26 protein-coding genes and 1 pseudogene are annotated in these 24,100 nt (G+C 45.1%); 20 read left to right on the top strand and 7 right to left on the bottom strand.

All coding sequences use genetic code 11. The features are described from left to right. Positions 1-20 precede the first annotated feature (20 nt). The 3 genes from ACFRAM_RS13825 (at position 21) to ACFRAM_RS13815 (ending at position 2,000) form a co-directional block, all read left to right on the top strand. Positions 21-926, top strand: a complete 906-nt coding sequence (locus ACFRAM_RS13825; RefSeq protein ID WP_379466329.1) for an ArsR/SmtB family transcription factor — start codon at positions 21-23, stop codon at positions 924-926. 184 nt (positions 927-1,110) lie between these two features. Beyond that, entirely contained in the window at positions 1,111-1,290 is a 180-nt protein-coding gene (locus ACFRAM_RS13820; protein WP_175374446.1) for a hypothetical protein, read from the top strand. 41 nt (positions 1,291-1,331) lie between these two features. Further along, positions 1,332-2,000 carry a putative ABC transporter permease gene (locus ACFRAM_RS13815; RefSeq protein WP_379466328.1) on the top strand — a complete coding sequence of 223 codons (669 nt, stop codon included), beginning with the start codon at positions 1,332-1,334 and terminating at the stop codon, positions 1,998-2,000. Between the two features lie 116 nt (positions 2,001-2,116). Here ACFRAM_RS13815 and ACFRAM_RS13810 read toward each other — a convergent pair whose 3' ends face one another. Beyond that, positions 2,117-2,293 (bottom strand): hypothetical protein, encoded by a 177-nt coding sequence (locus ACFRAM_RS13810; protein WP_175374447.1) that lies wholly within the window; start codon positions 2,291-2,293, stop codon positions 2,117-2,119. Positions 2,294-2,517: 224 nt separating this feature from the next. Here ACFRAM_RS13810 and ACFRAM_RS13805 point away from each other — a divergent pair, with 224 nt between their 5' ends. From ACFRAM_RS13805 to ACFRAM_RS13795, 3 genes are all read left to right on the top strand, one after another. After that, positions 2,518-2,991, top strand: coding sequence for an NUDIX domain-containing protein (locus ACFRAM_RS13805; protein WP_379466327.1), 474 nt, complete (start codon positions 2,518-2,520; stop codon positions 2,989-2,991). A 78-nt stretch (positions 2,992-3,069) separates the two neighbouring features. Further along, on the top strand, positions 3,070-3,471 hold the full coding sequence (locus ACFRAM_RS13800; protein ID WP_379466326.1) for a ribosomal maturation YjgA family protein: 402 nt from the start codon (positions 3,070-3,072) through the stop codon (positions 3,469-3,471). Between the two features lie 8 nt (positions 3,472-3,479). Continuing rightward, a complete protein-coding gene (locus ACFRAM_RS13795; protein WP_379466325.1) occupies positions 3,480-4,271 on the top strand; it encodes a lipid II flippase Amj family protein in 792 nt (263 codons plus the stop codon). Positions 4,272-4,313: 42 nt separating this feature from the next. On the opposite strand, the gene ACFRAM_RS13790 is transcribed toward ACFRAM_RS13795, so the two are convergent. Continuing rightward, entirely contained in the window at positions 4,314-5,153 is an 840-nt protein-coding gene (locus tag ACFRAM_RS13790; protein ID WP_379466324.1) for a hypothetical protein, read from the bottom strand. Between the two features lie 233 nt (positions 5,154-5,386). Here ACFRAM_RS13790 and ACFRAM_RS13785 point away from each other — a divergent pair, with 233 nt between their 5' ends. The 4 genes from ACFRAM_RS13785 (at position 5,387) to ACFRAM_RS13770 (ending at position 7,695) form a co-directional block, all read left to right on the top strand. Beyond that, on the top strand, positions 5,387-6,247 hold the full coding sequence (locus ACFRAM_RS13785) for an SDR family oxidoreductase (RefSeq protein ID WP_379466323.1): 861 nt from the start codon (positions 5,387-5,389) through the stop codon (positions 6,245-6,247). An 83-nt stretch (positions 6,248-6,330) separates the two neighbouring features. Further along, positions 6,331-6,732: a DUF4265 domain-containing protein gene (locus ACFRAM_RS13780; protein ID WP_379466322.1), complete on the top strand. Its 402-nt coding sequence runs from the start codon at positions 6,331-6,333 to the stop codon at positions 6,730-6,732. A 42-nt stretch (positions 6,733-6,774) separates the two neighbouring features. Next, positions 6,775-7,284, top strand: coding sequence for a signal peptidase I (gene lepB / locus ACFRAM_RS13775; protein ID WP_379466321.1), 510 nt, complete (start codon positions 6,775-6,777; stop codon positions 7,282-7,284). A gap of 78 nt (positions 7,285-7,362) precedes the next feature. After that, the gene (locus tag ACFRAM_RS13770) at positions 7,363-7,695 is read left to right on the top strand and encodes a DUF3024 domain-containing protein (RefSeq protein WP_379466320.1); all 333 of its coding nucleotides are present in this window, start codon (positions 7,363-7,365) and stop codon (positions 7,693-7,695) included. Between the two features lie 45 nt (positions 7,696-7,740). Here the strand turns inward: ACFRAM_RS13770 and ACFRAM_RS13765 are convergent, their stop codons facing one another. Continuing rightward, positions 7,741-8,043 carry a Dabb family protein gene (locus ACFRAM_RS13765; RefSeq protein WP_379466319.1) on the bottom strand — a complete coding sequence of 101 codons (303 nt, stop codon included), beginning with the start codon at positions 8,041-8,043 and terminating at the stop codon, positions 7,741-7,743. A gap of 271 nt (positions 8,044-8,314) precedes the next feature. On the opposite strand from ACFRAM_RS13765, the gene ACFRAM_RS13760 reads away from it, so the two are divergent. The 4 genes from ACFRAM_RS13760 (at position 8,315) to ACFRAM_RS13745 (ending at position 13,150) form a co-directional block, all read left to right on the top strand. Next, positions 8,315-9,349, top strand: a complete 1,035-nt coding sequence (locus ACFRAM_RS13760) for an HD-GYP domain-containing protein (protein ID WP_379466318.1) — start codon at positions 8,315-8,317, stop codon at positions 9,347-9,349. Positions 9,350-9,489: 140 nt separating this feature from the next. Next, positions 9,490-10,230, top strand: a complete 741-nt coding sequence (locus tag ACFRAM_RS13755) for a GTP pyrophosphokinase (RefSeq protein WP_379466317.1) — start codon at positions 9,490-9,492, stop codon at positions 10,228-10,230. Between the two features lie 219 nt (positions 10,231-10,449). Further along, positions 10,450-12,057 carry a sensor domain-containing diguanylate cyclase gene (locus ACFRAM_RS13750; protein ID WP_379466316.1) on the top strand — a complete coding sequence of 536 codons (1,608 nt, stop codon included), beginning with the start codon at positions 10,450-10,452 and terminating at the stop codon, positions 12,055-12,057. Between the two features lie 274 nt (positions 12,058-12,331). Beyond that, positions 12,332-13,150, top strand: coding sequence for a cupin domain-containing protein (locus tag ACFRAM_RS13745; RefSeq protein ID WP_379466381.1), 819 nt, complete (start codon positions 12,332-12,334; stop codon positions 13,148-13,150). 76 nt (positions 13,151-13,226) lie between these two features. Here ACFRAM_RS13745 and ACFRAM_RS13740 read toward each other — a convergent pair whose 3' ends face one another. Next, positions 13,227-14,234 carry an acrylyl-CoA reductase family protein gene (locus ACFRAM_RS13740; RefSeq protein ID WP_175374459.1) on the bottom strand — a complete coding sequence of 336 codons (1,008 nt, stop codon included), beginning with the start codon at positions 14,232-14,234 and terminating at the stop codon, positions 13,227-13,229. Positions 14,235-14,355: 121 nt separating this feature from the next. On the opposite strand from ACFRAM_RS13740, the gene ACFRAM_RS13735 reads away from it, so the two are divergent. From ACFRAM_RS13735 to ACFRAM_RS13725, 3 genes are all read left to right on the top strand, one after another. Beyond that, positions 14,356-14,952, top strand: a complete 597-nt coding sequence (locus tag ACFRAM_RS13735; protein ID WP_379466315.1) for a TetR/AcrR family transcriptional regulator — start codon at positions 14,356-14,358, stop codon at positions 14,950-14,952. Between the two features lie 145 nt (positions 14,953-15,097). Continuing rightward, positions 15,098-15,589 (top strand): histidine phosphatase family protein, encoded by a 492-nt coding sequence (locus tag ACFRAM_RS13730; protein ID WP_379466314.1) that lies wholly within the window; start codon positions 15,098-15,100, stop codon positions 15,587-15,589. Between the two features lie 528 nt (positions 15,590-16,117). Further along, the gene (locus ACFRAM_RS13725) at positions 16,118-17,089 is read left to right on the top strand and encodes a D-alanine--D-alanine ligase family protein (RefSeq protein ID WP_379466313.1); all 972 of its coding nucleotides are present in this window, start codon (positions 16,118-16,120) and stop codon (positions 17,087-17,089) included. Here ACFRAM_RS13725 and ACFRAM_RS13720 read toward each other — a convergent pair. Further along, positions 17,060-19,366, bottom strand: a complete 2,307-nt coding sequence (locus ACFRAM_RS13720; protein WP_379466312.1) for a tetratricopeptide repeat protein — start codon at positions 19,364-19,366, stop codon at positions 17,060-17,062. The two genes, ACFRAM_RS13725 and ACFRAM_RS13720, sit on opposite strands and share 30 nt — an antisense overlap. A 29-nt stretch (positions 19,367-19,395) precedes the next feature. Then, the gene (locus ACFRAM_RS13715; protein WP_379466311.1) at positions 19,396-20,340 is read right to left on the bottom strand and encodes a tyrosine-type recombinase/integrase; all 945 of its coding nucleotides are present in this window, start codon (positions 20,338-20,340) and stop codon (positions 19,396-19,398) included. 505 nt (positions 20,341-20,845) lie between these two features. Between ACFRAM_RS13715 and ACFRAM_RS13710 the strand changes: the two genes are divergently transcribed. Beyond that, complete coding sequence (locus tag ACFRAM_RS13710) at positions 20,846-22,270, top strand: NAD-dependent malic enzyme (protein ID WP_175374462.1); 1,425 nt, start codon at positions 20,846-20,848, stop codon at positions 22,268-22,270. 92 nt (positions 22,271-22,362) lie between these two features. On the opposite strand, the pseudogene ACFRAM_RS13705 reads toward ACFRAM_RS13710, so the two are convergent. Beyond that, positions 22,363-22,899: pseudogene (locus ACFRAM_RS13705) on the bottom strand (GNAT family N-acetyltransferase). Between the two features lie 174 nt (positions 22,900-23,073). On the opposite strand from ACFRAM_RS13705, the gene ACFRAM_RS13700 reads away from it, so the two are divergent. Both ACFRAM_RS13700 and ACFRAM_RS13695 read left to right on the top strand, forming a co-directional pair. Continuing rightward, positions 23,074-23,520: a hypothetical protein gene (locus ACFRAM_RS13700; protein WP_379466310.1), complete on the top strand. Its 447-nt coding sequence runs from the start codon at positions 23,074-23,076 to the stop codon at positions 23,518-23,520. Between the two features lie 17 nt (positions 23,521-23,537). Continuing rightward, complete coding sequence (locus tag ACFRAM_RS13695) at positions 23,538-23,975, top strand: GNAT family N-acetyltransferase (protein WP_379466309.1); 438 nt, start codon at positions 23,538-23,540, stop codon at positions 23,973-23,975. Positions 23,976-24,100 lie beyond the last annotated feature (125 nt).

The following is a 24,100-nucleotide window of genomic DNA, read 5'->3' as shown; positions in this document are numbered from 1 at the left end:
ATGATTATGGAGGTGTACACATGTACTTAACGACAGATACCCAATCCCTGCGGGTGTATGAAGCACTCGCCAGCGAAGTCCGTCTGCGGATTGTAGATCTGCTGGGTGAGCGGGAAATGCATATCAAGGAGCTGGCTGCAGAGCTTCATCTCAGCAGCGCAATTGTCAGCTCTCATGTAGTTAAACTGCAGAAAGCGGGCATTGTCAGCTCCAAAATGAGACGGATCGACGGGGGTACCTATAAATATTGTTCGCTGTCTGCGAACTATTTTCTGGTGAAGCTGGCCGGGGCAAGTGCAGTTGCCCGAAAAGTCGTCGAGGTGTCCGTCCCTGTCGGGCATTACACCGATCTGCAAGTCGCTCCTGGCTGTGGAATAATGGGCACTGATAAAGTGGTGGGCTACTGTGATGATGATACACGGAGGTTCAGAGACCCATGCCATGCTGATACAAGTGTCCTGTGGCTTGATAAGGGATACGTGGAATACAAAGTGCCTAATTATCTTTTCAGGGACATCGCTGTGCAGGAGATTGAAATCTCCATGGAAATCGGCTCCGAGGCGTCGCATGTGAACGAGAAATGGCCGACAGACATCATCTTTACACTGAACGACAGAGATTTGGGAAGATGGACCGGACCTGGAGAGTCAAGCAAACTGAGGAATTCCCTGACCGCGGATTATTGGAAGAATGAAGTGAACCGGCGGGGTCTGCTAAAAGTGCTGCGGATTAACGCTAGCGGCACATATATGGATGGACAACAGATTTCCGAGGTGACGCTGGCTGATATTTGCTGGCATCACGAGCAATGGACATTCAGGGTTACGGCTGCAGAAGTGAACCGAAGGCGGGGCCGACTGGCATTATACGGCTGCGGAAGCGGAAATTACGAGCAGGATATTGTGTTCAGAGTCTACAGCGAATGAGCCTATGAAGAAACTGCGATGCAATTGTTTTGTCGTTGCTGTCCGCACAGTTGTCAACGTCCAGGACTCCTCGGCGTTCCCAAGATCATCCGTCCGGAGCGTCATTGCGCCATGTTTGGAAACAACCTCAACGGGTAACGATAACTAAGAACCAACATCGTACAGCCCAAAAGGAGGATTCCACATGACGGATCATATTCAGAATGAAGCGGACATCCGCAATAAGAAAAATAAATCCGGCGATTCACTGGCGGAAATCAAGAAGATGGAGAGTGGGGTCGACATCGAGCCGCAGGCAGACGACTGGGTCGCTAAACCTGCGGAATCCGCGCATCCTGACCCGCTTCCAAAGAATCAGCGATAAGAACGCCGAACAGGCCATCCATATGGGTGGTCTGTTTTGTTATGCTTACAGCGAATATTTCCAGACTAAGGAAGGCATACTATGCCCCGATGTTCATTCACCAGATGTACAGTCAGGGGGCGGGATCCATTTCAATTTTCACTCGAACACCGTTTATCTCATTATATAACTACGGGCCAGTTGCTGTGGTTAGCGAGTACTTTTTTTACTTTATGATGTATTCCTTTCTGGGCTGGGTACTCGAAGGAACCTACAATTTATATAGCCAGGGCACCTTTCACAAAGAAGGTTTTCTGCGAGGTCCATTCAAACCGATGTACGGCTTGGCTCCGCTATTGTTGCTGGCTGTTCGGGACTTGGAAGTATCGCTTCCAATATTCCTGTTGTGTGCCTTACTGATACCGTCAGCGGTTGAATACGCTAGTGGTTGGCTACTGCAAAAAGCTTTTCACAAGCAATGGTGGGACTACTCCGGTATGTCTTACCAGCTTCACGGACATATTTGCCTGCACTTTTCTTTATACTGGTGGATGTTGTCCATTGCTTGTATGTATGTGCTTCAGCCGCTCATGGTGTTGTTGTACCGTCAGGTGGGGGTGGTGTGGCAGATAGCCATGCCGCTAGTGATCCTGTTATTTAGTGCAGATATTCTATGGACCTGCTGGACCCGAGGTCGGGGGCAGAAAGAAGTGGAGCTTGGAGAGGGATGAAGGTTCTACTAAGATATAATGTCATGCAAGGCGAATACTCTTCATAATAATGAGAGGCTGGGCCTAACGATCAAAAGGGAACCCTGTACAAAGGTACAGGGCTCCCTTTTTTCATATTATTTATACGTATTCTGCTCATTCTTCTGGAATTTCTGATCATCACTACTGATCATTTCTTTCCGGTGGTCCTTTTTCTTTTGTCCGAGCTGCTGGGCCTGCTGGCTTGTCACAGGTGTCGTTTCAAGGTCACTTACTGTGTTGATCAGGTTTTTATCCGGTTTGACTGGACTCATTGTGTAATCCTCCCTGGCATCGAATGATTGGCATGGTGCTTATCTATTGTGGCAGTAATCAGCCTGGAGTATGCAAATTCACGATAACAGGTGAGCGTTTTGTATGCTCTTGAACCGGTGGGAGAAAAAGTTAAGATGAACAAGGTCAACCGTGGGGCTTTGTCTAATATACATATATAGTAGTTTAATTAAGGTCACGTCATAAACCCAAAGGATGGTTAGCCATGCCAATGTCTGAGTACTATCGAGGATTACGGGAAAAGATCGGACCAGAGTTGCTACTAATTCCCTCAGTAGCGGCCGTCATAAGAAATGAAGAAGATGAGATCTTGTTTATTCGCAAGCCGGGCGAGACACTATGGGGTCTGCCAGCAGGTACCATCGAACCGGGAGAGAAACCATCTCGTTCTATACGCAGAGAGGTGTATGAAGAGACGGGACTCATGGTTAATCCGAACCGGATGATCGGCGTGTTTGGCGGTGAGAAATTTAGATTCGAATATAACAATGGTCATCAGGTGGAGTATCTGGCCATGGTATTCGAATGTTCAATGATCAATAGAACGCTTGTGGGACTGGATGGAGAGGCGGAGGAACTGAAGTTTTTTAAGGAAGAAGAACTGCCTGAGCTAGCGATTCCTTATCCGAAAGAGATTTTTGCAAAGAACAGTTCTTCCTTAAAGCCGATATTTGAATAAAGCATCATTTGTTAGTAGAAGCCATGGACATCAATTTGGAGGCAATAATGAAAACATATACTTATAGGTATTTATATCATGTGGAGAACTAAACTAATCTACCTTGCCGCCGTTCTGCTCGTTATCGGGCTTGGCCTTGGCTCCAGAGCGTTTGCGGATGTGTTGCCGCTGTTTATCTCCAGGCATTTTGGCGATGCGCTATGGGGCAGTATGGTCTACTTTGGTTTCCGGCTGCTATTAACTAGACGACAGCTCTTGCTCTCCTTCTGGCTAAGTCTGCTGTTCAGTTATGGCATTGAATTCAGCCAGTTATATCAGGCGGACTGGATAAACAGCATACGCGATACTGTACTGGGAGGCCTGGTATTAGGAAAAGGGTTCCTATGGATTGATCTACTCAGGTATACTATCGGAATTACTGTCGTCTTTGTTCTGGATAGAGCGATCTCGCAAGCTTATAAAGTCAAGCATTGGAGATGAATGAGAACATGACCAACAGTCTAATTATTGTATGCCTGCTCACCTTGATCATCCATACCGCGGAGACTCTATCCTATTCGATTAGATTTGCCGGGGTGAGACTAAACAAAATTGCGATTGCCTTATCCCTGACTGGAATCATTGTTCTAGTATCCAGAACGGCCAATATGATACAGGCCCCGCTGACAGCTAAATTCGTCGATTATGCCAAGGTGAATCCCCATTTCCCGCTGCTTAACTATTTAATGATTATTATGCTGGCTTCATCTCTGGGCACCTTAATTGCTATAGCTGTCTTTCCGACATTTGTGGGACTGTTCGAGAGGGTCATCTCCAAGCTGGAAATCGAAGGGTCAATTCCTAAGCTGCTGAACAGTGTCACGATAAGCCAGCTCAAGAACACCCGAAAGTACATAAGAAAACCAAAAGTAAGATTTTACAGCTTCAGGTATCTGGGCATTCCTAAACGTTTTATCGTCATGAATATCTTCGTTACGGCCTTCTACACCGTAGGTGTGCTGTCTTCGCTCTATGCTGCACATCTCGTTCCACAGTTCAGCACGACTGCCTCACAGGCATCAGGACTTATTAACGGGCTCGCAACGATTATGCTTACAGTATTCATTGACCCGCAGCTGGGGATTATTACGCACAAGGCCACTCAGCATGCCGAATATCGGGATCAGCTCGGGAAAATATATGTTGTGCTGATGGGCTCAAGATTCCTGGGCACCTTACTTGGCCAAGTTGTGTTGTATCCTGCTGCGCTCTTCATAAGCATGTTGGTCAAGCTAATCTGAAAATAAAATGTGGCCGCATAAATAGCCCATCAGCACCGGTGTTTATTTGGGAAGTTTCAGCTCCGCTGCACGGAGCAGGGTGGAGATCTGCTTCTCCCAGCCTATCAGCTTCAGTTGCAAGGCTTGAACGATTTTCATCTGGGCAAAAGAGGTTTCCATTCCGGCAGCAGCACCGGGTGCGTCACCTTGCTTCATTCCTGCCTGATAGCGCTTATGCGCTTCTGTGCGAAGCCTTTGTGCAGCAGTAAGCTCTTTATTCCCGGCGGTGGTCTCCTTCCGAAGTGCTGATATAGCTGCTAGAGTTTCCCTCGCTGGCTGGGTCTTGTCAGTGGTCTGCTTTCGGGCTACCGCCAATGCTTCAGATTTAGCTTTGATCTCTGCTTGTGCCGCTGCAGCCGCTGCTTTGAGCTTGTTGCGCTGCAGATCGAGGACCGTGGCATTCTTTAGATCTTTGGCTTTGCGTGCAGCCGCCGCCTGTTGTCCTAGTGTCTTATACTTCTCCAGCAGTGGCGTATGTTTCTTACGTACTGCATCGGCCTGCAGCTTCAAGTTGTCGATTAGAACCTGGTCGGTGGAATTGAGCTTCCCCTGGATTGCCTTCAGCTCGTCATTGTTCTGCTTGCGCAGCTTCTGGAGGATTCCTGTATTCAGTGTGATGTTTTCCTGCAAGGCAGAATAGTCGTTGTACAGATTACTAATCCGTTCCAGCGCCATGTCCCAATCTGATGCTGCCGCTTTGGCTTGAGGCAGATGCAGAAAAAGCAGGGATAGAGTTAGTAAAATAGCGGCAGCGAACGTTCGGTATACCGTTATTCCCTTTGTAACCGCTAAGCGATTCCCCTTTTTGTTACCTGCTTCGTCTGCAATCATTGGCTCCCACATTGATCTCAACCTCTTTTCTGAAATAGTAGTAGGCACAAAAAAAAGCACCCCCAAGAAAGGCATTTCTGCCTGTCCTGCGAGGTGCTTCGCCCGCAAATCTATCATATTTATGTTTTTACTATAACTTGAAAATTACTGGATAGTCAATCAGAAAATAGAACATTTGTTTTCTTTTTGATCATGAAATATACTTTTGTTAACATAAAATAACCTATTGATAAAGGAGGGCCAGGATGACTCCCTACCAAGAACGTTCGAAGGAACAGGTAGCCCTGATAACCGGAAGCTCCAGCGGCTTTGGGCTGCTGACAGCTATTACGCTTGCCAAGAAAGGCTTCAAAGTGGCTGCAACCATGCGAAATCTCAGCCGCAACAGTGAGCTTGAGCAACGTGCCCGGCAGGAGGGCGTGCTGGATAAGCTGTACTTTATACATATGGATGTAACAGACCAGGCTTCCATTGATATGGCTGTGGCTAAAGTGACCGCAACTTTTGGAAGAATAGATGTGCTGGTGAACAATGCAGGATACGCTGTGGGTGGATTCGTGGAAGAAGTGACAATGGACGATTGGCGCGGGCAGATCGAGACGAACCTGTTCGGTCTTATTGCTGTAACTAAGGCAGTGCTGCCGCTGATGCGTAGACAGGAAAGCGGGACAATTATCAACGTTGGAAGTATTAGCGGTCTGTCTGGATTCCCCGGATATGCGCCTTACGCTGCATCCAAATTCGCGGTGGAAGGTTTCAGTGAAAGCCTGCGCCACGAAATGTCGCCGTTTGGCATCAAGGTTGTCATCGTTGAACCGGGCTCATTCCGCACCGCCATCTGGGGCAAAGGACTGGACAGCATTACCACCCGCCCCGATTCACCGTACAGAGAGCGGCTCGATGCCGTACTGAGCTACACCAGAAAGACCGCAGAATCGGCCCCTGATCCGCAGCAGGTAGCAGATTTAATCGGGAGGATTGCAGGAATGTCTTCACCACGGTTACGTTATCCGATTGGAAAAGGAACGCGTATCCTGAGGTGGGCCAAGACGCTTCTGCCCTGGAAGTGGCTTGAAAGAATCATAGATATGAATTTGAAGAAGTAGTGAAGTTTTGTGTTTTTTGGGCTGAATAAGGTAAACTATCATATATGGATTTGATATTTAACAGAAAGAATTGAGGTATGCTGATGCCGAAGCCTTTGGAGCTGCATATATGTTTTGATGAGCGAGGATTTGAGATTGAGGTTCTGGATGTAACCCCGGTAGACCGGGACATGTACCGAATAGAAGAGACACCGATTTTTAATCCTGGCGTATCTATGGGGGATGTAATCCGGCTAAAGGAAGAGCGGGGTGTCTACTACTATCAGGAGACTGTACGGAAATCGGATTTAAAAAGATATGCCTGGTTGCTAACCCAAGATACCGCGTATTCACCGATTTTGGCCGCCTTCAAGCAGCGGGTTAATGGTGCTGGTGGAAGCTGGGAGCAGATTTTTGGCGGATTGGTCGTAATACATATTCCGCAGGACTCTGTGCTGGATGTGGAAGATGAAATGAACCGCATTATTGAATGCTTTGGAGAATGAAGAGCAAAGAGCTAATTATAGAGATTGGTGAGGTGAATAATCATGATGAAATATGCCAAGCAATGGGTGCCGACACTCGTGATTGCCCTTGTAGTTTCCTTATTCCTGAGAACCTATGTCGCTGAAGCGATGAAGGTCCCTACCGGGTCGATGATTCCGACCATCCAGATCAATGACCGTCTTATTGTTGAGAAACTGCTGTGGATGACTTCACTGGAGCATGGCGATATTGTGGTTTTCTACCCGCCGGTGCCGGGCGATGAAGGTAAACGCTATGTTAAGCGGCTTATCGGACTTCCTGGTGATACAATAGAGATCAAGGAGGGGGCTTTGTACAGAAACGGCCTCAAGGTAGATGAGCCTTATCTGAAAGAGCCGATGAACTATAGCTTTGGACCGGTTACGGTCCCGGCGGATCATTATTTCTTCCTCGGAGATAACCGGAATATCAGTTATGACGGCCATTTATGGGAGAAGCCGTTTGTTGCCAAGGATCAGTTGATTGGAAAAGTGATTGCGGAAATTCCGACTCACCTACTTTTTCAGCGTTAACGGCGTTCCCGGTTCAGATTATGTATATGTAAAAATGATAAAGTAACCTCTGGAATCTTCTTAAGAGGTGAGGATGAGATGCTGGATCCATTTACAAAGAAACGTATAGAGAAAATCATGGATCATTATATAAAAGTCCAGAACTCCGGGCGCTCTAACCCGCAGCGTAAACTCAAGTATCGGATACATGAGGATACGGTAACACTGCTGGATGAGCGTCCGATTCTTCTGAATGGGCAATGGATAGAATGGGGTATTGCCCAATTTTGCAGGAGTGATCAAGGTTGGGGCATTTACTGGCGGGACCTGAAGAACCACTGGCATGTTCTGGACAATGTTAAGCCCGACGCTGATTTTGAGAAACAGCTAAAGATTGTAGAGCAAGATTGCCAGGGGATCTTCGGAGCCTGAACGACTGCTGCAATTTTGTTATCGTAGATCGAGAGCCAGTTCCGGTTATTGGATGGGGTAGTCCGCCACGACGACATTATCCAGGATGTCTGTCAGCATTTGCACAAATGCTTGATGTTTCGGATGAGGGCCGTATTGGCGCAGGGCTTCCTTATTTTCAAAAGTTACCCGTAGTCCCAGTGTATAACCACGCATATTGTCTGTTTCCTCAGTCTCATTCACGCCGGCTGTAATTTGCACAATGCCCGGAATTTCCCCTTTAAAAGATAATAAAGTCTCCACAAGCTGAGGTCCTGTCGCTGGATCATAGTTGGCATTGAATTTAAAAAGAACCAAGTGTTCGAACATTGTAAAAACTCCTTTATACATGAAGTGTAGGGCTAATGGACGTTGCTGCTCTAGCTTACCACAAAGAATTTTGTCAACAAAACCTGAAAAACGCGAGATAAGGCTAACTTCTCTCTTTGATATGGGTAGTGCTGCTAAAGTCGGGATACTTTGGACCTAGTCTACGGCGTTTATGTGACTTTCACCATATTGTCAGGCCAAACGTTAATAGACTATGATCAAGTAAAAGCAACAGGAAAAAATTCCTATACATAAGAAGGGGTGCTGATTCTTGAAAGTTCATGTCACGGATCTAAAACACGGCGACTGTCTTCTGACAGACACTTTCAATAGTGTTGGTCTGCACGTGCTCCCGAAAGGGACTGTCGTCCAAAGTGAAGAAATCACCATCCTCATCCGGCACAAGATTGATTATGTGGATATTGAGCCGCGCTCCATGCAACTGGGGGGGCAAGTCAATAATCTAGGGCAGAATCTGAAAGCCAATCTGGATCTTACAATCCAGAACTACGAAGCCATTTTTCTGGAAGCACTTGCCAAGGGCAGTTTCACCCAAAGCATGGTTGACAATACGCTTCAGCCCTTACTAGAGAGTCTGGATGAGCAAAAGGATGTCGTTTCGCTCCTGCTTTTGTTTGAACGTGACGACGTAGATACATACAATCATTCCCTGCAAGTCGGATTACTATCGTATTATATCGCTTCCTGGATGGGCCATTCCAAGGCAGAGCGATATGAGATCAGCAGAGCAGGTTATCTGCATGACATTGGTAAAAGCCAGGTTCCGGCTGGAATTCTGCATCATACTGGCGCTCTAACGCCTTCACAAGAGGAAGAATTGAAACGTCACACTACATACGGCTACGAGATTATTCGTGAATCCATGAAGGATGAAACTACCGCTCTAGTGGCCCTCCAGCATCACGAGTTCGAAGATGGCAGCGGCTATCCGGGCAAACTGCACAAGAATGATATTCACCCCTATACACGGATCGTGTCTGTCGCCAACACTTACATGGGCATGACGGCTGCGAGAGCTAATCAACCTAAGCAAGGCCTTGTTACAGTACTGCGTAAGGTGCATGAGCTTGGGTTTGGCAAGCTGAACGGGAATGCAGTACAAGCGTTGACAGGACACCTGCTGCCTAACTTTGTCGGGAAGACAGTACAGCTCAGCAATGGGGAGATGGGTACCATTGTCATGAACAATCCGCTGGACATGTTCAAACCGCTGGTGAAGGTGGATGAATCTTTTAGAGACTTGTCCAAAGAACGTAATCTGTCTGTTGAAGAAGTCTTTATCTAGTATGCTATGAAAATAAAGCTGTCCTTTGGTCTAACGACCGGAAGGGCAGTTTTATTGCTTTAAACCCCTTTTTCTTCCAAATTTGAATTCCGGTAGCGGATTGGCTATGATTAATTCATAACCTGATGAAGGAGATTTCCATGAAGACCGAAGATCAAATTGAGAAAATGAAGAGATTCCGTAACGAAATTACCCGGTTTATGCTGCTCTACAAGTTCGCACTGGATGAAATGGAGACCAAGGTTGAAATTCTGAAGCAGGAATTCCAGTCACTTCATGACTATAGTCCCATCGAGCATACGAAATCACGGTTGAAGTCTCCTGAGAGTATTATGAATAAAATGCTGCGCAAGAACTGCGAGATCTCGCTGGCCTCCGTGAAGCAGGATATTAAAGACATTGCGGGCCTGCGTATTACCTGCTCTTTTATTTCTGATATTTATCATGTTAGCGAGATGCTGCAGAAGCAGGATGACTTGACGGTGCTGGAGATCAAGGATTATATCAAGAATCCCAAGCCCAACGGCTATCAAAGCCTGCATCTGCTGATTCAAGTTCCGGTATTTATGTCCGACGGTCAGGAACTGGTGTGTGTCGAAGTACAGATCCGTACCATTGCTATGGATTTCTGGGCTAGCCTGGAGCATAAAATCTTCTATAAATACAACCAGTCCGTTCCCGAGCGTCTCACTCTCGAATTGAAACAGGCTGCTGAATCTGCGAACATGCTGGATGTGCAGATGGAACGTCTACACCGCGAGATTAAGGAAATCAAGGATGCACAGGGTGAGGACGACATGATAGAAGACCTGAAGCGGATTATTATCAATAATCAGAAAATTGCCTTGCCTTCCGGCTTCCTCAAACTTTTAGGCGAATAACAGGGCTTGTCTTTCTAACAGTCTTAATAGTGAGCAGAGCAGCGATTCTCCCGTTGGGGGATCGCTGCTCTGCGTTTTGGGTTATCATGGCTGAGAGCGTATAAGATAGATATGGCATTTTTTTCTTACCGTTCATGTGATGCTTTCGTTTATAATAAAATTAATCAAATTAACCATTGTTTTATTGTAAGAGTCACGTAAAAACACAGGGGGTGCAGGATGCCTTTACACCAAGAAGCCCATTTGGGTCGCAGACAAAAAATAGGCCTTACAGCGCTCCTCATTGGCTTGGTAACAATGGTCTTTGTCCTAACCTCAGCTATTCTTTTGATTGCATCTTACCAATCCGAGAAGGAATCCCTGACCGAAACGACATTGAATCTGAACTACGCGAATGCAAGTCGGATGAGTCAAACGGCAGAGTCACTCTTTCAATCCATGCTCAGCACCCTGGATTTTAGTGCGCATAACCTCATGAGTGCAGATGGACCAACGGAAGACCTGTACAATCATTATCTTGAGTTAATGCGACAAAGCAGCAGTTATTTCAATTCGATAGCTTTGGTGAACGAGAACGGGATGATCCGTAATGTGTCTCCAGAATCGCTGGGAACCGCCGGGCTACTGTATACCAGCAAACCAGTATTGGATGCTCTGGCCGCAAAGAAGACTTATATCTCACAGCCGTATATTACGAAAAACACCGCAAAAATGACTATGTTCATAAGCGAGCCCTTATTCGACAGTGAGGGGCGATATCAGGGGATGCTGGGTGGTACCGTATACCTTGAGGATAAGAATATCTTCAGTATGATTTTTGAAAATAATGAGAGGGATGAGACCGGCTCATATTATTATATCGTGGATTCTAAGGGGCATCTGCTGTATCACCCGGATAAAACGCGAATCGGTGAGGATATCAGTACTAATAAAGCGGTTGTGGAGCTAATGAAAGGTCACAGCGGCGAACAAGAGGTTATGAATACCGGCGGTGTGAAAATGCTGGCCGGATATGCTAATGTTCCCACTAGCGGCTGGGGGGTTGTGGTGGTGTCCCCTGTCGAGGTGATCCACAAGCAGATTATAGGCCATATGGAGAAAATCTTTTGGTATACTCTGCTACCTTTTGTGCTGTTGTTGGCCGTTGTTATTGTAGTGGCCCGCAGGCTTGCTAGTCCCTTCGTTTATCTCGCGAATTTGGTAAGCAAAGTCGGGAAGGGAAAGATCGAAATTCCTGCTGCCAGATCCCACTGGAACAGAGAAGCTGATTTGCTGACCAAGACGCTTTTTACAGCTCTAACTGTCATGCAGAAGCAGACGGATCAATTAACACGGCATGCCATGACGGATGCCTTGACCGGCCTTGCAAACCGCAGAGCTCTGGAGCTAATAATGGAGGAATGGATTGCAGAACGTACTCCGTTCTCTCTGATTGTAATGGACGTGGACAAATTCAAATTTGTTAATGATACCTATGGCCATCTCACTGGGGATGAGGTACTTAAGCGTGTTGCTACGGTTCTAGCGGCATCCGTCAGACCAGGCGATATTTGCAGCCGTTATGGCGGAGAGGAATTTATTATTTTGCTGGCTAATACACGAGTGGAGGATGCTTATATTGTGGCTGAACGCTTCCGTTTAGCGCTGGCAGCAAGCGAGGCCCCCACCGTGACGCCAATAACCGTATCGCAGGGCATTGCCCAGTATCCAACCCATGGACAGTCCAGCGAAATGCTGCTGAGGAATGCGGATCAGGCGCTGTATTATGCCAAAAATACGGGAAGAAATAAAACGATAATCTCCGGCAGTGAATCGGAGCAAGCGTGATTTGTGCATTAACGACAGGATTGGAGGAGTATCTTTTGTCGAATGATGTGCTAATTTTGGAGAATCCTGTGAACGCGGGTGCATTGCTTGGTAAGGAATAGTTTGAAGTGATCGTCCTGCCGCTGCGAATTCGGTCGGATTCCGCGATTGCCCGGGTAATCGCCAGGGTTGGCTGATGGACTGGGCAATATAAAAAATCTGCACCTGGGCCTAGGCAAACACATATCTTACCTTAGAGAGTCCAAAATTGGGATGAACAGAAGGGTAGGAATGTATTTTGACTTCTTATATGGATTATACGTCTCCAGGGACGCAATTTACTGCGGATGTGAACAAAAGCCCGCTTTTCAAAAAAGATGATCGGAACTTTATCAATGTGCTGTCTGTTCAACAATTGAACACGCTGGAGAACACGTCACTGCTGGATATCTTCCTCAGTAAATCCAATGTGGTAGAACCCCATTATCATCAGAATGCGGCAGAACTGGTCTATTGCATCTGTGGTTCGGCTGTGGTTTCACTGATTAACCCGTTCACGAATGAGCTTTTGCACTTTCCGATCACCCCTGGCCAAGTAGCGAATGTTCCGCAAGGCTGGTGGCATTACGAGGTGGCTACGATGGATGACACGCATTTGCTGGCTATTTTTGATGCGCCAATTCCAGAGGTTATCCTGGGTTCTGATATTCTGAAGCTTACTCCGACCAATGTGCTCGCCCATACTTACTGCCTGGATGAAGCTAAAGTAAAAGACGCGCTCGCTCCTATTCAAAAGAAGACTTTCATCGGTCCACCGGTGGGCTGTGTAAAAGGGGCGGTCAAGGGCAAGATGGAGAATGCGATGCCGAATCTCCAACCTCATGGTCAATCTCCTTATGGAGCTATCCCTCAGCAATATGGTCAATCTCCTCAGCCCCAATGGAATGCACCTCAACAAGGGTGGGCACAGACACCGCAGCCTTATGCACAAGCACCACAGCCCTATGGCCAACCCGTGTATACCCATCAGGTGTATGGACAGAGCAATCGGCAGCAGCCGTATGCACAACAGCAGCCGAACGTACAATACGCCGGAGCACCCGAGTCATTCTAATCCTCAGATGTCAAAGGGCGTCCACCAAGCCAGAACAACGGCTGCGGTGACGCCCTTTATTTAGCATATATGATCTTTAGGATAAAGAAACAAGCACACGTCCGCGGGTCCGGAAATTCAGAATATCCTCCAGCGCTTCAGGCAGTTCCTCCAGGGTCACTTCCCGGTCTACTAGAAGCTCCAGGTCATCAGGTTTTAAATCGCTTGCCATGCGTACCCAGACGCTTGCTCTAGTCTCCGCATCACAGAACACTGAATCAATACCTAGCAGGTTGACTCCCCTAAGGATAAACGGCAGAACGGTAGTCGGTAAGGCGGTCCCTGCGGTCAACCCGCTTGCAGCTACAGACCCCTTGTAAGCGAGCTTGCTCAGGACGGCTGACAGTGTAGTCCCGCCGACAGAATCGACGGCAGCCTGCCATAATTGTCTGTCCAGAGGTTTGGTGGATGTCCCAAGCACATCTTCACGGGAGAGGATTTCCTCAGCGCCCAATGCTTGGAGATAGTCTCCGGCCGCGCTGTTTCCAGTACTGGCTGCGACGCTGTACTCCTTGGCAGCCAGCATGGCGACAGCAGCTCCGCCGACACCGCCGGTAGCTCCGGTGACCAGCACTGTTCCTTTTTCAGGAGACAGTCCATGCTCTTCCAGTCCTTGAATGGACAAGGCAGCTGTAAAGCCGGCGGTGCCATAGATCATAGCTTCTCTTAAGCTAAGACCGTCCGGGAGGGGTGTGATCCAATCTGCGGGAATACGTGCATACTGGCTAAAGCCGCCAAAATGAGTTACGCCAATGCCATAGCCGCAAGCGATCACGGGCTGGCCTTCGGTAAAACGTTCGTCGCTAGACGAGACTACATAGCCTGACAAGTCTACGCCCGGGATGAATGGATATGATTTGAGAATTTTCCCATCGGGAATGCTGGCTAGACCATCCTTATAGTTTACACTGGAATAAGCGACCTTGATGATAACTTCTCCGGCAGGCAGGTCTGCCAAGGTAAGAGATTTGATGCCGACAGAGAAAGAGTTATCGGTCTTATCAACGATCAGGGCTTGAAATGAGTCTGGTAGTTGTGAGTTCATGTACGAAGGACTCCTTTGCTCGAAGTGAAATGTAAGACAGTTATATAATATTTATTCTGACCGGTCAACTTTTTTATGTCTGTGATATAATATGCATTATTACCCTTTTAATGGAGGTATTATGGTACGTTATAAGAAATCTGAGGAAAAACGCAAGCAAATCCTCTCCGCAGCCTTTCGGGCGTTGGCCGAATATGGATATGATGCCGTGACACTACAAGTCATAGCGGATCACGCCGAGGTGAGCAAGGGGGTAGTACATTACTATTTTGAGAATAAGGAAGCTGTCCTGACGGAGCTGCTGGAGTGGCTGACCGCCAGAATCTATGAAAAAGAACACGCAGCTGTTCAGCGACAGACGACGGCTACTGGTAAGCTGGAAGCGTACATCGATGCCGTATTCGTTTCCCCGGAGAAGAATCGCTCCTTTTACCGGGTCTACCTGGATTTTCTGGCCCGGGCCAGCCGACTTCCTGTGTACCGTGAGATCAATCAGCGATTCTATGACAACTGTACCCGCATTAGCACAGAGGTGCTGTTGCTCGGTCAGGAGGAGGGGCTCTACGCCGCCCATCTCTCCCCGGATACAACGGCTCCGGTTATCCGGGCCGTGATTGACGGTTGTCTGATTCAATGGCTGATGTCAGACCGGGATGATCTGCATGCTGTTTTTAAGAAATCCTGTTATGATGCGGTGTTCAATGTGCTTAGCAAGTAACCGGCAGTCTTTTTAAAGTAGATGCTAGACCAAGTTGCGCGAATACATGGAGGCTGTAGAAAATGAGGTGGCTACTATAAGCGGGAATGTGAAAATTGGATTGCTTAGACACTTCAAAGTTAATTTGCAAACAGAGAGAACATGGATGAGCGCGAAGCAATTCAATGCTTGGGTGGACGAATATAATGTGTGCGGCATACAAATGCCTCAGGCCATAGATGCTCTTGATGCAGGCTGGACACGTTGCTTATCGAGCAATTTATATCGGGCGACCGAAACAGCTAAGACCATGCACACTGGAGAAATTGTTATAACGGATCAGCTCCGGGAGATCGATGTTCGTGCATTCACTAAACTCCCTGTAAAACTGCCTCTAAGCTGGTGGATGGTGATTGGAAGGCTGGCCTGGTATGGATCACATCGTTCTCAGCAAGAGAGCAGGAGAGAGACGATATTAAGAGCAAGAAGTGTCATTGATCAGCTGGAACAAGATCAGAATAAGGCTACATTGCTCGTGACTCATGGCGCATTTATGAAGGTTCTCCGTAAGGAGTTGCTGCGAAGGGGGTACCAGGGGGAATCATTTACTGTTCCGAAAAATGGCGGTTTGTACACGTTTGAGAAGTCTCTTAAGTAGGGTGGATAGCAAACATAATTATAGTTATACTTTCCATGTTCTTCTGGTCAGTGACTGTGCTAAGTTAAAATATAGCGGTCTACATATATAGCGCGGTCTGGCCGGAAGCAAATCATTGGTGTATTGCCTACTAGCGAGAGTTAATGAAAAATGAACATAATCAAAAGCTTTAGTCTCGTAGACACCATACCTGATGTCTTTGGTCACGGTGCTGGGTGGAATGTCGTTCTGTGAAAGATACTGGTTTAGAAAGATTGGAGTACAAAGGAAGTAGGCTGAAGGATATGTTAAGACAGTAGGACTGTAAAGTTCTTCTGTCTTATTTTGTATGCATTTGTTATATTTATAAGGGATATCAATGTATAAAAGGAGTATATTGGAATTATAGGGCGAAAAACAAATAATTAAATGTAATCAATGGTAGAGCATACTTTTGGTTTATGATTATGAACTAAAGTTCATGTTACTTCTACGAATCAATTCTAATATGACCTAATAACTACGAATTATTTGGAGGTATTAATCCTAATGAACATTTTATATTTAGCTCAGTTTGCTGGAGTAAATGAGACCGAAATGAAACTAACTGAAGAAGAAAAACATTATGCAAATTACCAAAATAAGATCTTAGAGATTCTTAATACATCGAACCATAATATTGCGGTTAGTAACGACTTGAACAGAGTTATACACATGGAAAATAAACCCGAATATATTTTCACGTTGTACAACCGAGCGAGTTTTAATAACTCTGAAATCTTTGTTTCAGCTTTAGCCGAGTATTATAAGATTCCTTATTTAGGAGCAAGACCTAATATTAGAGCAATCGCTGAGGATAAGCATTTGGCGAAGATAATGGCCTACAAAGCAAATATTCATACTGCAAAATGGGCAGTATTTGGTGTAGGTACGAATCGTGAAGTAATTAGTATTGGCTTGAATTTTCTTCCTCCTTATTTTATAAAACCACGCTATGGAGCTTCTTCTCGCTATATCTCCTCTGATAGCATCGCACATTCAATAGAAGAAGCTATTTATAAAATCCAACTGCTATTTGATCAGAACATTGATGTGATAGTTGAGGAATACTTAGAAGGTACAAGTTATACGGTGCCATTAATTTTAGATGAAAAATTAGCTCCGTTGCCCCTTACCCCAATAAAAGAAGAAAGCTCAAAAGGAGTAATTACATACGAACATAAAAGAAAAACAGACCTCGGATTTTCCAGGCAAGTGTGCCAAGACGAGAAGATATCCAAAACATTACATAAACATGTTTTAGATTACTATGAATTAGTGAAACCGCTAGATTATGCAAGACTTGATTTCATTGTAACGCCTAAAGGAATACCCCACTTTTTGGAGATGAATTTATGTTGCAATTTAGGAGAACAAGCTGCGGTTGCTTTGGCTGCCTATTCTCATGGTTTCACACATTCAGAATTAGTATTAACAATTCTTGAGCGCAGTTTAAAGCGACAAGGTCTGACTTTCGAGTAGTTTCATAGGGTTGAAATACCAATACTCTAATAGACAAGGATAAAGAACCGTTTCATCCTCATATAAGTTCAGTTGGTGAGGAACACTTCGATAGATAGCAAGTTGTTTTTCAGAAATCTCTGGATTATATTGGTCTTTATTGGCCTCCAGAAGTCTTAGAGATACCGTTGTTACTCTTCCTTCTAATTTGTACTCAAGAAAACATTGAGTTGAAGCGTACATTTGTTGTACTCTGCTTAAGCAGAAGTCATCTTCTGCTACAACACATTCCATTACTTTTTGTGCAGATTGAAATTGATCTTCTAAAACAAACAGTAAAGCTTTGTTCATGAGAGAAAAAGCTCTAGGCATAGAGGTATTGGCAAGTGTTATCGCTAATTCTATATATTTTTTAGCTTGCTTAAGATCATTCTTACATAAGGATACACATCCGAGATTATTGTAGACTATATTTGCATGGATTTTAGGGAAAAATTTGATGGTGGAAAGAGCATCAATTAATAATTCTTCAGCTTTCGCGTATTTGTTTAATAAAATATACTGTCTCGCCATGTTATTTTGGCTACTTGCTTGCCCAAAATCGTCTTGGAGTTGCTGAAATTTATACTCTGCTTCTGTCAGCATTTTAACTGCTTTATTTGGATCAAAAATAACAGCACTATTTCTTAATAAATACGCAGAGTAATCAGATTCTACTACATCATCGAGACTATTTTGATAATAATTTCTGGCTTCCTCAATTCTATTTTCATGTATAAGGTTGCTGATTTGGTAAGAAGCAATTAATGCTCTTTCATTTTTATTTTTACTCGTAAAATAAAGCTTTTCCATTTCCTCATACGATTGTGAGTGTTGCCGAGTTCGATTTAATATTACAGCCTGAAGAAGTTCTAATGTTCTATTATCAGTAATTTCAGAGTTAACTTGCTGAATCAGCCTGTACGCATTCTGATATTTTCGATCCCTAACATTAATTATGCAATGTATCAACAAATCATCAGGGCTCGTCAAAGATATCGCTGATATCCAGTGATCCTCTACTTTTGAACCAGTTATTAAAGCAATCTCAATCAGTTTTCTCTTGATTTGCTTATAGATTGAGTATTCAGTTAAATGTAGCTCTTCAAGCAAAGGAAGAACTGATTTCATTAATGAAGAATTCCTAAATAGCAAACTGGAATTTTCATTAAAAAAATCACATAAAATACTTTTAGCAAGCAATATATCTGCCTCATCCTTGGTAGAATCCATGACTATAGGATGGTGTTCAGAAGATAGAAAATAACTATTTTTCTCAAAAGAAATATATTCTTGTTCTCTCAAATATTTAAGTAATTGTGAAATATCATCCTCAACAAAAAATAGGGTTTTATCGCTTTCAAGAAGGCGACAAAGGATCATTTCTGGAAAATATATTTTTAGTACAAATAAAAACCGAATCGTTTGGTTTAAGAGTGGGCTTTTCTCTTCTGATACGTGTTTTCCTTTAACAGTATGTAATTCTGCTATTACCGCATGTATATTGCTAGACCGATTCAAAATAATTTTATTTATGTTTTCAGTTGCTAATGTTAATCCAATCTCTTCAGATACAAGTTTAATTAGTTCTAGACTTGTTCCTGAAAATCCAGGTTTAACATAGGTGATCTTTTCTTCACGAAGTCTGTTTATTAACTTATTTATAAGGTACCGATCTTCATTATTTTTTATCCATCCTAAGATAAAGGTTATATTTATGTGATCAGTATACTTCTTGAGTTCATCCAGTGCTTCTTCACTTAAAACATTAGCATTATCAATAGCTATATAAACCTTTCCTTTATCTTTCAGATATGCACATATACAATCATAGTAAATAGATGTGTTATCACCCACATATATGTGAGGTGGGATGGTCTTACCAGATTCCCAATTCCCAAAAGCAGCGGCAGCAGTTTCTTTTAATACAAGAGAAAAATCCTTAATTATATTTTCAAATAAGCTATGGGGATACTTCCCCAGTTTAGATACGCAAAGGTCCTGAAATGCCTGTGCGTCGGATTTTTTTTTCATAAGTGCATTGAAAATAACTTCTGATAGTGAATCAATCTTAGATGTTTCATTAAGATAGATAAACACAGAGTTTTTTTCTTCTGAAAGGGACCGTTGGCTGTTCTCTAACTCTTTTAAAAATGTAGACATTCCAGACGCAGGTTCACCTTCATAAATTAGCACTTTATTATTCTTGGCATAATCTATAAATTCCCCTCGCTCAGAAAGACGATCCAAAAACTTCATTAGGATTAATACCTCCAAATAATTCGTAGTTATTTGGAGGTAACAATCCGGTTCCGGGGATTGAACTGGGAGAGGACGTCCCGTTTTCTTTTGACAGATACTTCGGTGTAGATCTCGGTGGTGCTTACGCTGGAGTGGCCCAGGATTTCTTGGACAGCGCGTAGATCAGCCCCGTTTTCTAGCAGCTGTGTTGCGAAAGAATGGCGCAGGTAGTGTGGTGTGGCTTTTTCATTAATGTTAGCGAGCTGCCTGTATTTCGTAAAAATATCCTCAACGCCATAAATAGATAACGCTTGGCCGTATTTGTTTACGAACAGGGTATCGACTTGGGGGCGGAAAAGCTCCCGAACGCTCAGCCATTCATTCAGTTTCTCAATAAGCTCTGTACTGGACAAATACAATAACCTCTCTTTGCGCCCCTTTCCGAAAATGACCACCACTCTATTTTTGAGATCAATATCCTGCAAATGAATTTGAGTCAGCTCTCCAATACGCATTCCTGTTGAAAATAACAGGTCGATTATCGCATCATTACGAATGGATAAACGTGTGCGAAAAGGAGTCTTTAATGTCTCACGGTCCAATTGTGGGGAGTGAAGCAATCGTTCGATTTCCTCTACCGCCAGTGTTTTTGGGATTCGTTTGGCCATTTTGAATTTTTTTCCGAAATTCTGAAGAGGGGATTGATCTAGCCACTCTTTTTGGACTAAAAATAAAAAAAAGGCTTTGATAGATATATATTTGCGCTTAATAGTGGAGTCTTTGAGTGTACCTGAACTGTTGAAACTATGAAAATAGAGGTGGAGACTCTCGCTTGAGATCCCTTCTATATCGTTTTCTATGAGCCAGAAGTGCAGCATGTTGAGGTCGGAAGCATAGGCTTTGATTGATTTGGACGATAAATTCTTCTCGATGATTAGAAAGGAAATATATTTCTCTAGATATGTAGGCAGTTCAGAAGCGGGGAGCGTCATGGTATTCCTCCTGGTGTATGTATGTTATGTAGGTTCTACGACTGCTCAAATTATAGCAAAGTTTACCGCTAGAACGTTAGGATTATCCATGTGTTTACCATGAGGGCTTGTAACACACTTTTTAAGTGTATAAGCCGAAATAAAGAAAGTAATGAAAAGCGAAGAGGAGCGAAGGGGGGAGTTTGGAACTGTAGGAGCGAAGCGCTCGCCTTTGTGCCCAGATTTCAACCGCTAGAAGCGGTTTATAAAAAAGAAATCTGGGGACAACAGCGACCGGAAGTCCAAACATTCCACCGTAGTGACGACCGAGCTTTACGTTCGGTTCTTAAGTTCGTCTTATATAGCGGGTTATACTGTGTCTTAATGTCATTTCTTTTGGATATCCTGACAATGATCAGCCGATCGGCGGGGGATTGAAATTTCCATCTATTGTAATGGGAATCTATCTCCTATAGTATGAGAGTTGTACAGCGGAAGCAGAAATGGAGACAAGGGGGCAGAATGTATGTCGATAGCGACAACAATGATTATCCGACTGGAAATACGGAAATCGATTGCGTCTTTTGGTGATGTAGCATCCAGAATTGCTGAGGTGGGCGGTGATATTGTTGCGATTGACGTCATACGTGCGGGTAAGGATGTGACGACCCGTGATATTACGGTGAATGTACCGGATGCGGCGAACGGCGAGATTGTCGGTGTGTTATCGGACATGCCGGGTATCAAAGTAATCAACGTATCTGACCGGACTTTCCTGGCTCATCTTGGTGGTAAGATTGAGGTTACTCCGAAGATGCCGATCAAGAACCGGGAAGACCTGTCGCAGGTGTATACACCGGGTGTAGCCCGTGTTAGCATGGCCATTCATGAAGATCCTAACAAAGCGTATTCCCTGACGATGAAAAGAAACACAGTAGCTGTTGTAACTGACGGCACTGCGGTGCTGGGACTTGGCGATATCGGACCTGAAGCGGCGATGCCGGTGATGGAAGGTAAGGCTATGCTGTTCAAGCAACTGGCGAATATCGATGCATTTCCACTGTGCTTGAATACGAAGGATCCGGATGAAATCGTGAAAATTGTGAAAGCGGTTGCTCCCGGATTTGGCGGGATCAATCTTGAGGATATAAGTTCACCGCGCTGTTTTGATATTGAGCGGAGGCTGGAGGAAGAGCTGGATATTCCTGTTTTTCATGATGACCAGCATGGTACAGCTGTTGTAGCTCTCGCCGGTCTGTTGAATGCGCTCAAGGTTGTGGACAAGGATATTGGAACTGCGCGCATTGTGGTGGTCGGTATTGGTGCGGCAGGTGTGTCCATCTGTAATCTGCTCCTGGCAGCGGGGGCCCGGAATATTTATGCGGTAGACCGGGAAGGCATCCTCTCGGCTAAAATACAATACAGCAACGCAGAGTGGAACAGGCTGGCTCAGCGTACGAATACCGAAGGGATTACCGGCGGCTTGCCGGAAGCGATCCGGGGCGCAGATGTGTTCATCGGGGTGGCTGGCGCCGGGATTTTGACTGTCGATTTGCTAAAAAGCATGGCTGAGGATAATATCGTTTTCGCAATGGCGAACCCTACGCCGGAGATTGAACCGGATCTGGCTGAACCGCATGTAAGGGTGCTGGCTACTGGACGAAGTGACTACCCGAACCAGATCAACAACGTGCTGTGCTTCCCGGGCATTTTCCGTGGGGCTTTAGATTGCAGAGCTAGGGCGGTTAATCTGGATATGAAGCTGGCCGCGGCTAAGGCCATTGCTTCTGTGGTGCAGCCGGACGAATTGAATGAGCATTATATCATTCCAAGTATTTTTAATGACAAGGTGGTAGAGTATGTTCGTTCAGCTGTGATTAAGGCGGCGATTGCAACGGATACAGCCCGCCGGATTCCCCCGGATTTCTCTGCAGAAACGAAGGAAGAGTAGCACTAGGGGCTTGAATGAGGAGCAGCACTAGGGGCTTGAATGAAGAGAAGGGCAGCTGATTGGGCTGTCCTTCTTTGCTATGAATGTGGGGCTTATATGCTGGCAGGAGAGGTTTCACGTAATGGCGAGTTCAGATGGAAGTAAACAAGTTGATCTACGAGTTCTTGGTGCCTGGTAAAACCCAACCGGTTCAGCAGTTGGATAGATCGCTCGTTCTGGGGTTCCACTGTGGCTTCAATCATCGATAGTCCCATTTTTTCAAAACCAAATGAAATCACTGGGGACATGACCTCTGTCATAAATCCCTAACCCCAGTATGCTTTTGACAGGTCATATCCGATTTCCGCCTTGGCTTCGCCGTTACTCTGGGTTACCCAACAATGATAACCACAAGTGCCAATAAGCGTCCCAGTGATTGTCTCAAATATTCCCCAGCGGCACCCCGGGTGATCTATGCCAAATTGGATGATCTCCTCAGCTTCTTCCACGCTTTTGCAGGGTGAAATATCCATGAACCTCGTGACGTCCTCATCCGCAAAATGTTTATACACCTCATGGCTGTCTTCGATTGTTGACAATCTTAAGGTCAATCTGGCAGTTTGCAAGGATGGGAATTCAAAGTCAGACATCTTATCGGTCCTTTCGTTAGGAAAATAATAGTATTATCTAAGTTTAGTCCTGCGGACGATATAACTGGTAGGTAAAGTTCTTTTTGTTGTAAAATTATACTAATCGTACTAATCATACTTGGGCGATCTTGAGCCAGGCAGACAGTTACCTTAATCAAAAAACAGGAGGTCTGGATGATGATGAAGGCACTACGTGTTTTGCTGATAGGGGCGGTAATCCTATTGCTTCTTGTATCCTGTAACTCGAAGACTTATAAGTATAATTATACGTTTAATGGTGAGGGGGAGCAGTGGGCAGCCGAGTATGTACAGAAAGCATCAACGACGCTGACCGACAAGAAAGGCGTGAGGCCGGAGTACAGTTCTTCGAATGAGCGCACCTTCCAGCTCAAGTACAAGGGCAAGCAAACCGATCTCGGTGATATAAAAGAGTTGAAATACAGCTACAAAGGGACTACCGGAGGAGGTAGTAGCACTATTGAAGGTCCGGTTCACTTTGGTGATTTGAAATCAAGGTCTGTAAGTAACGGATCTATCGAGCAAGAGGACGCCGTAATTCAAGTTGAGGTTGAATGGGATGGACAGAAGGAGCAATTTGAACTGCAGGTTCCCAAAAAATAAATCGACGGAGGACAATCATGGTTATTCTTAAGGAAATTGAAGCGGACCAACTGGACGCATTAAACGATTTGTATCATGAACTGGTGGAGAGAGCGGCAGAGCGGAGTAAGCTTGAGGAAGTTTTTAAGCTGGTGAAGGCTGATAACCGGTATATTCTACTGGGTGCTTTTATAGATGGAGAGCTGTTAGGGTCAGTAATGGGTATTCTGTGTTACGACCTTGTAGGGGATTGTCGACCGTTTATGGTGATTGAGAATGTTGTGGTCTCATCGCGTGCGCGCCGGCAAGGCGTTGGCAAGAAGCTAATGGTGCGGATAGAGGAAATAGCCCGCGAACGGGACTGCTATTACATGATTCTGGTCTCAGGCGAACAGCGGAAGGAAGCACATATATTCTATGAAACGCTGGGCTTCCGCGATGAGAAGGTAGAGGGTTACAGGAAGCATTTAAATTAGTGGCTAACCAGAGTGGCTGAATGAGAGCCTTATGCGGTATGGGATGAGGAGAGAGTAAGGAGAACGTACGCGGGATCGATTTTTTAAAGCTATCTTTTCCATACTGCGAGAACTCCCGCCATATT

Source organism: Paenibacillus sp. NPDC056722 (assembly GCF_042790635.1).
Classification (GTDB): Bacteria; Bacillota; Bacilli; order Paenibacillales; family Paenibacillaceae; genus Paenibacillus_AQ; species Paenibacillus_AQ agri.
The sequence above is the reverse complement of the archived record's forward strand: the minus strand, read 5'-3'. Positions and strand labels throughout refer to the sequence as shown.

What these genes read in the sequence shown, in the direction of transcription:
- ACFRAM_RS13785 (WP_379466323.1), top strand. Translation starts at nt 5,387, where the DNA reads ATGACTCCCTACCAAGAACGTTCGAAGGAACAGGTAGCCCTGATAACC.
- ACFRAM_RS13795 (WP_379466325.1), top strand. Translation starts at nt 3,480, where the DNA reads ATGACCAACAGTCTAATTATTGTATGCCTGCTCACCTTGATCATCCAT.
- ACFRAM_RS13710 (WP_175374462.1), top strand. Translation starts at nt 20,846, where the DNA reads ATGTCGATAGCGACAACAATGATTATCCGACTGGAAATACGGAAATCG.
- ACFRAM_RS13805 (WP_379466327.1), top strand. Translation starts at nt 2,518, where the DNA reads ATGCCAATGTCTGAGTACTATCGAGGATTACGGGAAAAGATCGGACCA.
- ACFRAM_RS13720 (WP_379466312.1), bottom strand. Translation starts at nt 19,366, where the DNA reads ATGAAGTTTTTGGATCGTCTTTCTGAGCGAGGGGAATTTATAGATTAT.
- ACFRAM_RS13750 (WP_379466316.1), top strand. Translation starts at nt 10,450, where the DNA reads ATGCCTTTACACCAAGAAGCCCATTTGGGTCGCAGACAAAAAATAGGC.
- ACFRAM_RS13820 (WP_175374446.1), top strand. Translation starts at nt 1,111, where the DNA reads ATGACGGATCATATTCAGAATGAAGCGGACATCCGCAATAAGAAAAAT.
- ACFRAM_RS13790 (WP_379466324.1), bottom strand. Translation starts at nt 5,153, where the DNA reads ATGTGGGAGCCAATGATTGCAGACGAAGCAGGTAACAAAAAGGGGAAT.
- ACFRAM_RS13735 (WP_379466315.1), top strand. Translation starts at nt 14,356, where the DNA reads ATGGTACGTTATAAGAAATCTGAGGAAAAACGCAAGCAAATCCTCTCC.
- ACFRAM_RS13730 (WP_379466314.1), top strand. Translation starts at nt 15,098, where the DNA reads ATGAGCGCGAAGCAATTCAATGCTTGGGTGGACGAATATAATGTGTGC.
- ACFRAM_RS13725 (WP_379466313.1), top strand. Translation starts at nt 16,118, where the DNA reads ATGAACATTTTATATTTAGCTCAGTTTGCTGGAGTAAATGAGACCGAA.
- ACFRAM_RS13780 (WP_379466322.1), top strand. Translation starts at nt 6,331, where the DNA reads ATGCCGAAGCCTTTGGAGCTGCATATATGTTTTGATGAGCGAGGATTT.
- ACFRAM_RS13825 (WP_379466329.1), top strand. Translation starts at nt 21, where the DNA reads ATGTACTTAACGACAGATACCCAATCCCTGCGGGTGTATGAAGCACTC.
- ACFRAM_RS13700 (WP_379466310.1), top strand. Translation starts at nt 23,074, where the DNA reads ATGATGATGAAGGCACTACGTGTTTTGCTGATAGGGGCGGTAATCCTA.
- ACFRAM_RS13815 (WP_379466328.1), top strand. Translation starts at nt 1,332, where the DNA reads ATGCTTACAGCGAATATTTCCAGACTAAGGAAGGCATACTATGCCCCG.
- ACFRAM_RS13755 (WP_379466317.1), top strand. Translation starts at nt 9,490, where the DNA reads ATGAAGACCGAAGATCAAATTGAGAAAATGAAGAGATTCCGTAACGAA.
- ACFRAM_RS13695 (WP_379466309.1), top strand. Translation starts at nt 23,538, where the DNA reads ATGGTTATTCTTAAGGAAATTGAAGCGGACCAACTGGACGCATTAAAC.
- ACFRAM_RS13765 (WP_379466319.1), bottom strand. Translation starts at nt 8,043, where the DNA reads ATGTTCGAACACTTGGTTCTTTTTAAATTCAATGCCAACTATGATCCA.
- lepB (WP_379466321.1), top strand. Translation starts at nt 6,775, where the DNA reads ATGATGAAATATGCCAAGCAATGGGTGCCGACACTCGTGATTGCCCTT.
- ACFRAM_RS13740 (WP_175374459.1), bottom strand. Translation starts at nt 14,234, where the DNA reads ATGAACTCACAACTACCAGACTCATTTCAAGCCCTGATCGTTGATAAG.
- ACFRAM_RS13800 (WP_379466326.1), top strand. Translation starts at nt 3,070, where the DNA reads ATGTGGAGAACTAAACTAATCTACCTTGCCGCCGTTCTGCTCGTTATC.
- ACFRAM_RS13810 (WP_175374447.1), bottom strand. Translation starts at nt 2,293, where the DNA reads ATGAGTCCAGTCAAACCGGATAAAAACCTGATCAACACAGTAAGTGAC.
- ACFRAM_RS13715 (WP_379466311.1), bottom strand. Translation starts at nt 20,340, where the DNA reads ATGACGCTCCCCGCTTCTGAACTGCCTACATATCTAGAGAAATATATT.
- ACFRAM_RS13770 (WP_379466320.1), top strand. Translation starts at nt 7,363, where the DNA reads ATGCTGGATCCATTTACAAAGAAACGTATAGAGAAAATCATGGATCAT.